The organism is Microbulbifer mangrovi (genome assembly GCF_002009015.1).
Lineage (GTDB): Bacteria > Pseudomonadota > Gammaproteobacteria > Pseudomonadales > Cellvibrionaceae > Microbulbifer > Microbulbifer mangrovi.
This window is the reverse complement of record NZ_LZDE01000194.1, coordinates 1-7,185: the sequence shown is the minus strand read 5'-3', so window position 1 is coordinate 7,185 and position 7,185 is coordinate 1. Positions and strand designations below refer to the sequence as shown.

7 protein-coding genes are annotated in these 7,185 nt (G+C 59.3%); 2 read left to right on the top strand and 5 right to left on the bottom strand.

What is annotated here, in order from left to right; genetic code table 11:
- Window positions 1-49: 49 nt before the first annotated feature.
- The 4 genes from B4U49_RS01945 to B4U49_RS01930 all read right to left on the bottom strand — a co-directional run bounded on the left by B4U49_RS01945 (window position 50) and on the right by B4U49_RS01930 (window position 4,877).
- Complete coding sequence (locus tag B4U49_RS01945; RefSeq protein ID WP_143735477.1) at window positions 50-730, bottom strand: hypothetical protein; 681 nt, start codon at window positions 728-730, stop codon at window positions 50-52.
- 247 nt (window positions 731-977) lie between these two features.
- Window positions 978-1,661, bottom strand: coding sequence for a hypothetical protein (locus B4U49_RS01940; RefSeq protein WP_078082896.1), 684 nt, complete (start codon window positions 1,659-1,661; stop codon window positions 978-980).
- Window positions 1,662-1,863: 202 nt separating this feature from the next.
- On the bottom strand, window positions 1,864-3,957 hold the full coding sequence (gene recG / locus B4U49_RS01935; protein ID WP_143735476.1) for an ATP-dependent DNA helicase RecG: 2,094 nt from the start codon (window positions 3,955-3,957) through the stop codon (window positions 1,864-1,866).
- Window positions 3,954-4,877, bottom strand: a complete 924-nt coding sequence (locus B4U49_RS01930) for a hydrogen peroxide-inducible genes activator (protein WP_078082899.1) — start codon at window positions 4,875-4,877, stop codon at window positions 3,954-3,956. The genes recG and B4U49_RS01930 overlap by 4 nt, the downstream gene beginning before the upstream one ends.
- Window positions 4,878-5,113: 236 nt before the next feature.
- Here B4U49_RS01930 and B4U49_RS01925 point away from each other — a divergent pair, with 236 nt between their 5' ends.
- Window positions 5,114-5,365 (top strand): GlsB/YeaQ/YmgE family stress response membrane protein, encoded by a 252-nt coding sequence (locus B4U49_RS01925; protein WP_078082895.1) that lies wholly within the window; start codon window positions 5,114-5,116, stop codon window positions 5,363-5,365.
- 215 nt (window positions 5,366-5,580) lie between these two features.
- The gene (locus B4U49_RS01920) at window positions 5,581-6,459 is read left to right on the top strand and encodes an NAD-dependent epimerase/dehydratase family protein (RefSeq protein WP_078082894.1); all 879 of its coding nucleotides are present in this window, start codon (window positions 5,581-5,583) and stop codon (window positions 6,457-6,459) included.
- Window positions 6,460-6,515: 56 nt separating this feature from the next.
- Here B4U49_RS01920 and B4U49_RS01915 read toward each other — a convergent pair whose 3' ends face one another.
- Window positions 6,516-6,899: a RidA family protein gene (locus tag B4U49_RS01915; protein WP_078082893.1), complete on the bottom strand. Its 384-nt coding sequence runs from the start codon at window positions 6,897-6,899 to the stop codon at window positions 6,516-6,518.
- Window positions 6,900-7,185 lie beyond the last annotated feature (286 nt).

Here is a 7,185-nt window from a genome sequence, read left to right as displayed (position 1 = left end):
TCGCAGTGCGGCTCGCCCTTTTTGTTAGTGCCCTGGAAAACCGGGGAGTTTAGAGCGCTGCCATATCCCGCAGCTGATCTGCTTCCAGATTGTCTTCCATGGACTCCACCAGTTCTTCCGCGAGCGTGCTGAGGGCGTCCTTGATGGCTTCCTCGGTATTGTCTTTCCCATCGCGTCCGTCGTGGTAAGTACGCACGATGTACTTGCTGGAGATTTTGAGGTCATCGATGTTGATGCGCTGCTCGCGCAGCGCGGTGCCACTGCGATTTTTCAGCGTGTAGCGGAATTCACCGGTCAGGGCCATATCGCCCTTCTCCTGGTCGTAATCCTTTTTCGGTGTCATGGCACTGAGATGCTTGATGACCCGCAAATTCAGGGCATTTTGCAGGCTCAGCACACCTTCTTCCTTCACTAGCGGGACCTCTTCGTCCTCGAGGTACTCGTATAGCTCGCGTGCGAGCTCACTGTGCAGGTGTTGGGTGTAATTGCGTACCGCCTGCTGCTTGAGCTCGGCGAGACCGACGCCCTTGCCGGCCTGGGCCAGCATCAGCTGCAGATTGCCGCTGGAGCCGGGCATGGGCACGTCTATCCGGATGTCGGTGGGGTCAATAACCAGGCTGGGGGTGTTTGTGTCACCGCCCCAGAAGCCATTCTGGGCGGCGGCCGGCGCGGACAGACCGATTGTGAACAGACTGGCGAGCGCCAACCTGCGGAGTCCTGGGGTTCTCATGCATCTCTCTCCCTGTTTTGATTTTTATGCCGGGAAGCTATTTGCTATTTGTAAACTGGCGAGTGGATTCGCTCTTTATTTATGCGATAACCGTCACAGGCTGCCACTTATCGGTGCAGAGAGCAAAAAATTTCCGTGACTTGTGCGTCAGTAGTGGTCGGTTTTGTGCGCGGTGTCTCTGCGGGAATTTGCGAGTTGCAGTAAAGAGCGGAGGCGGTGGAGGGACTTGAGGGGGGAGCGGGGCCTGTCAGCCCCGTTTCGAAAGTTCGCGCAGGCTATCTGCTTCAAGGTCGTCTTCGATACGGTCGATGATGCGTGCCACCAGCAAATCGGCCATTTTCTGCAGCTGCTCCTCGGTGTTGTCCTCGGCGCTACCGCTACCCAGCGGTGTTTTGATCTGGTATTTACCTTTCAGGTTGAGGTCGGCGATATCGAGCCGCTTTTGTTTCAATACTAGGCCGCTCGGTGTATTCAGACTGAAGTGGTAGTCGCCGCTTGCACTCAGGTTGCCCTTCTCGACCTCGAAGTCGCCCCGGTTTTTGAGGCCGCTGAGCTGCTTCACCACGGAGATGTCGATGCTGTTGTGCAGGGTGAGGGAGTTGTTGTCGGTAATCAGCGCGACCTCTTCATCGGCAAAGAATTCGCGCAGTGCGGCATCCAGCTTGAAGCGCAGTTGCTCACTGAAGATACCAATGGCTTTTTCGCGCACGTCGCTGAGGCCTTCGCCAGAGGTGGCCTGGGCGAGCAGCGCATCGAAATCATTGCCTTGCAGTGGTGTGGGTATCTCCGCGGCAACTTTGGTGTGTGCGATGGTGATATGCGGGGTGGGCTCATCGCTGTTGCCGAAAAAGCCCTGGCCCCACGCGGGGCTGCCGAGCAGCAACGCGATGGCGGCGGCGGAGCGCTTGATGTATGTGTTCAACTGGATCATCCGGTGTTTCCCGTACTGGTGGTCGGGAGTTGACGGGCCGGGTAAGCCCTTTTTCTTGAGGCTGCCACTGCTGGAACGGGAGTGCAAAATTATTGGTGACCGGAAATGACTAATCGGTCCAATTGTCGATGGGAGCACGGGAAAAGCGAGTGGCAGTTCGCAAGTTGTGCGTTAAATGCCACGCTGTAGGCGAGCAGGCCGCTTAGGCTTCGGCAAAGCGGGGTTTGTTGTGCAGCCAGCGGCGCACCAGGGCGGCACGGGCATCTGCACTCAGTTGTGGCGCTGCAGCGATTTTCTGTACCTGTGGCAACAGGTGCGCGTCCCGCTGCAGGTCGGCGATGCGATGCTGAATTTCGCCGGTCTGGCGGGTGCCGAGAATCTCCCCCGGACCTCGCAGGCGCAGGTCCTCCTCGGCGATGGCAAAGCCATCTGCATGGCTGCGCAGGGCCTGCAGACGCGCGCGGCCGTTGGCGGACAGCGGCGTGCTGTACATCAGTACACAGTGACTGGCGATACTGCCCCTGCCGACGCGCCCTCTTAACTGGTGTAGCTGGGCGAGGCCGAGCCGTTCGGGGTTCTCGATGATCATCAGACTGGCGTTGGGCACGTCGACGCCCACTTCGATCACCGTGGTGGCTACCAGCAGGTCCACCTCGCCGGCCTTGAAGGCTTTCATTACCAGTTCCTTGGCATCGGGTTTCATGCGCCCGTGTACCAGTGCCACCCGCACACCCTCGAGGGTGTCCGCCAGCTCCTCAGCGGTGGATTCCGCCGCCTGTGCCTGCAGGGTTTCCGATTCCTCGATCAGGGTGCACACCCAGTAGGCCTGGCGCCCTTCTGCCACGGCACTCTGCACCCGCTCCATAACCTCGTAGCGACGCTCGTTGGAAATGGCCACGGTATTGATGGGCTGACGCCCGGGGGGTAATTCGTCGATCACCGAGCAGTCGAGGTCGGCAAATGCGGACATGGCAAGGGTGCGCGGGATCGGGGTCGCAGTCATGATCAGCTGGTGTGGCTGGGTGCGGATGCTGCCTTCGGACGCGCCCTTTTCGCGCAGCTGCAGCCGCTGTCGCACACCGAAGCGGTGTTGCTCGTCGATGATCACCAGCGCCAGTCGATGGAAGGCAACGCCCTCCTGGAACAGTGCGTGCGTGCCCACTATCAGCTGGGCGTCGCCACTTTCGATCGCCGCCAGCTGCGTGCGACGCTCCGCTGCCTTCATGCTACCGGTGAGCCAGGCCACAGTGATGCCGAGGGGTTCCAGCCAGCCGCAGAAATTGATCCGGTGCTGCTCGGCGAGAATTTCGGTGGGCGCCATCACCGCACACTGGTAACCGGCGCCGATGGCCTGCAGTGCGGCCCGCGCCGCGACCAGGGTTTTTCCTGCGCCCACATCTCCCTGCAAAAGACGCATCATCGGGCGGGATACTGCGAGGTCATCCGCGATTTCCTTTCCCACCCTTTGCTGTGCATTGGTTGGGCTGAACGGCAGGCGGGCGTTGAAGTCACGCTCAAGCGCTTCGTTTGGTGCCAGAGGTGGGGCAGCCACGCGGGAGGCGGTGCGTCGCAGCTCGAGCAGACTGAGGTGATGGGCGAGCAGCTCTTCCAGCGCCAGCCGCTGCTGGGCCGGATGCTGGCCTTCCCCAAGTTGCACCAGGTCCGCATCGGCGGGTGGCTGGTGCAGGTATATCAGCGCGCCGGCCAAAGGCATTTGCAGGGCTCCCGGCAGCAGATCTGCAGGCAGCAATTCGGTGACACTGCCCTCTGCCAGCCAGTCGAGCCCCTGGCCAATCAGCGCACGCAGGCGGCCCTGGCCCAAGCCTTCGGTGAGGGGGTAAATGGGCGTCAGGGTTTCCGCAGTGGGTGAAACATCTTCCCCAATTACCTCGGTTTCAGGGTGATAAAGTTCCACGCCGGCGCTACCGCGCCGGGCCTCGCCGTAACAGCGCACCCGGGTACCCGGGGCCAGGCGATTTTTCTGCGCGGCAGTGAAATGGAAAAAGCGCAGGATTACGCTGCCGGTAGTGTCCTGCAGGCGTACCGCGAGGCTGCGGCGGCGGCCGAACACCACGTCGGTAGCGCGCACCTCGCCCTCGATTACCGCGTCCATGCCGGGCCGCAACCCCGCAAGGGGAACCACACGGGTGCGGTCCTGGTAGCGTGCGGGCAGGTGGAACAGCAGATCCTGAAGGGAGCTGATATGCAGTTTGGCGAGGGTTTCCGCCAGCTTGGCGCCCACCCCCTTGAGAGCGGTTACCGGAATTTCGGCCAGCGGTTTCTGCGGTCGATTCACGGACTCTTTAATTGGCACTGATTGATGGCGTCGCGCAGCATATCGATAGCGCGGTGTCGCGGAAAACTGGCGCGCCAGGCCAGGGCCACGGTGCGCTGTGGGGCTGGCGCGACAAACGGGCGGGTCACCAGCACACCGGTAGCGTACTGGGAAGCGGCTGCCGCTGAAAGCGGCAGTACGGTGATACCGAGGCGCGAGGCGACCATATGGCGCAAGGTCTCAAGGGAGCTGCCATCGGCGGCAGTGCGGATGTGTCCGTTGCCGGATTCTTTCTCGATCGACTGCTGCAGCTGCGGACAGGCTTCCAGGACCTGGTCGCGGAAGCAGTGGCCTTCACCGAGCAGCAGGACGTTGTCCTCACACAGCTGCTCCGGAGACAGCGCGTCAAATTTGGCCAGCGGGTGGTCCGACGGCATCAGCACCACAAAAGGCTCGTCGTACAGGGGCTGGGTGACCACATCCGGCTCGGTAAACGGCAGTGCAATAATCACTGCATCCAGTTCGCCCTTGCGCAGGCGTGCGCGCAGCGTGGAGGTGTAGCCCTCTTCAACAAACAGCGGCATCTGCGGTGCCAGCTGTTGCAACTGCGGGATAAAGTGCGGAAACAGATAGGGGCCGATGGTAAAAATTGCCCCCACCGACAGCGGACTGCTGAGCTGGTCCTTGCCGGCACTGGCAATGTCCTTGATCGCTGCCGACTGCTCCAGCACCAGTTGCGCCTGGGCCACGATACGCTCTCCCAGCGGCGTTGCCTGGACCCGGGTTTTGGAGCGCTCGAACAGCGCCACACCGAGCTCCTTTTCCAGCTTTTTGACGGCGATGGACAGTGTCGGCTGACTTACAAAGCAGCGCTCCGCGGCGCGCCCGAAATGCTGCTCCTGGGCCAGGGTGACGATGTAGCGCAATTCATTCAATGTCATGGTAAACGCAATCAGATAAAACTTTGCGATAGAGTTTATTCATAAATGCCCCCGCGCGGCCAGCAAAACTGCAGATGAGGTGGGTAAATGTCTCAATCTAGAAAAAAATGCTATTACCGGGCCTTATGGTTAGTAAAAGTTGCTATTAACATGCACTTCTGTTCGGTGGCGTGGCGCTTTTTTTGCTATACGTGTAAGGGCAAGTGTTCAATACACACAAAGCGGAGAAACGCTCTATGGGTATCTTGTCTTGGATTATTTTGGGCCTGATTGCAGGCGCCTTGGCCAAATGGATCATGCCCGGCCCGGACCCGGGCGGCTGGATTGTGACCATGGTGATCGGCATCATCGGCGCCTTCATCGGCGGCTGGGTTGGCAGTTTTGTCGGTCTCGGCACGACCGGTGGCCTGTCACTCGGCAGCATTATCACGGCGGTGGTGGGGGCAATTATTTTGCTGTTCATTTATCGCATGGTGAAATCACGCTGACGTTGCCCGATTACATCGATTGAAAATGCGTGCAGGGCCCACAGGATGCTGTTGGCCCTGTTCACAGTTTGTCGTTGGCAAACAGGTTATAAAGGCTTTTGCCGACTGATTTATTACGCAAATTCATAAAAACTATTTAAATACGATGCCGCATCTACTCTGGCATCGTGTATTGTGGGGCCGGAATTCGGTACCGGGGGTTGATTCGAGCGGTTATGACAAAGGAAAAAGTCTGGATCTTCGGTTGTGGCGACCTGGGGACTCGTCTGGCATTGAAGTTGGATCGCAAGGCATACGATGTGTTTGGCGTGCGGCGTAACCCGCTGCAGGCACTGGCACGCAAGCGTCGCGCCGATGTCGTCAATTGGCGTCGCGGTGATGCCACCAAGCCGGAAGATATCCGTCGACACCTGAACCACGGTGCCGATATTGTCATCGCCACCTTCACGCCGGGTGCGAGCACCCCGCAAGCCTATCAGCGCGCTTATGTTGAAACCGCAACGACCTTGCGCGACGCCATTGCAGAAATGGAAAAGCCCCCGCGTCTGGTACTGTGGATTTCTTCTACGCGGGTTTACGGCCAGAGCGGTGATCACTGGCTGGATGAACGCTCCCAGCCCCTACCCGGCAGCTTTCAGGGGGAAGCCCTGCTTGCCGCGGAAAAAATTGCCCAGACAGCACCCACCGAAACCTGTGTGGTGCGGTTTGCCGGTATCTACGGTCCCGGCCGCGATCGCCTGTTATCCCAGGTGCGCGCTGGTCGCTGCGCACCGCCTTCACCACCGCAATTCAGCAACCGTATCCACGTCGACGATGCGGTGGGATTCCTGGCGCACCTGATCGAGGGACAGAAAACCGGTTTGGCGCTGGAGAAGCTGTATATCGGTGCCGACTGCACGCCGGTGCCGATGTATGAGTTGCAGAGCTGGCTGGCAAAATCCATGGGATACACCAGCGCACATCTGCGTGAGGAAGTGGCTACCAGCGAGCGTCGTTCGAAGAAAATGAGCAACAAGCGCATGCTGGATAGCGGCTATGAAATGCTATATCCCGACTATCGCGCCGGCTACAGCACCCTGCTGGAAAACGACTGAATTCAGTATCCGCGCCGCTCATTCGAAGCGGCGCGATCTCTCTGCCAAATCCCTGCTTAGATCACTATCACCGCTTCGGCTTCAAACTGGGCGCCCTTGGGCAGTTCACTCACACCGACAGCCGCACGTGCGGGAAACGGCTTGGTAAACACCTCTTCCATGACCTCGTTGACGGTAGCGAAGTTGCTGAGATCGGTGAGGTAAAGATTCAGTTTGACGATGCTGTCGAGAGAACCGTTGCCGGCTTCGCACACCGCTTTCAGATTCTTGAACACTTGTACGGCTTGCTCCCGGAAATCATCAGAGACCAGCTCCATGGTTTCCGGGACCAGGGGAATCTGGCCAGAAAGGTAGATGGTGTTGTCGACCTTGACGGCTTGCGAATAGCTGCCGATAGCGGCCGGTGCCTTATCTGTTTTTATCACGGCGCGATTGGGCATTGGTTACTTCTCTCCCGGCCTGACAAGGCCTGCTTGCTGAAAAAGAAAGCGGGAGAATATAGCGCGCTTTATAGGGTTTGGGGAGCGGTGCCGGGGGAAGAATAGCGATATGCGGAACCTGTCCACATTCCGGGAAAATAAGCGCAAAACCCCACCCGTTTTCCCTCTGCTGTCGCAATAGCTATCCGCAGAAACAAAAAGCCGGAAGCTACCCGAAAGGCTCAGTGCCGCTGCGCATCCGCCAAACGTTTGCCGACGAGGTTGTTTGGCGGATGCGCAGCGGCAC

Excerpts from the sequence above, each read along its gene's own strand:
- B4U49_RS01945 (WP_143735477.1), bottom strand. The coding sequence starts at position 730 with ATGAGAACCCCAGGACTCCGCAGGTTGGCGCTCGCCAGTCTGTTCACA.
- B4U49_RS01940 (WP_078082896.1), bottom strand. The coding sequence starts at position 1,661 with ATGATCCAGTTGAACACATACATCAAGCGCTCCGCCGCCGCCATCGCG.
- B4U49_RS01930 (WP_078082899.1), bottom strand. The coding sequence starts at position 4,877 with ATGACATTGAATGAATTGCGCTACATCGTCACCCTGGCCCAGGAGCAG.
- B4U49_RS01925 (WP_078082895.1), top strand. The coding sequence starts at position 5,114 with ATGGGTATCTTGTCTTGGATTATTTTGGGCCTGATTGCAGGCGCCTTG.
- B4U49_RS01920 (WP_078082894.1), top strand. The coding sequence starts at position 5,581 with ATGACAAAGGAAAAAGTCTGGATCTTCGGTTGTGGCGACCTGGGGACT.
- B4U49_RS01915 (WP_078082893.1), bottom strand. The coding sequence starts at position 6,899 with ATGCCCAATCGCGCCGTGATAAAAACAGATAAGGCACCGGCCGCTATC.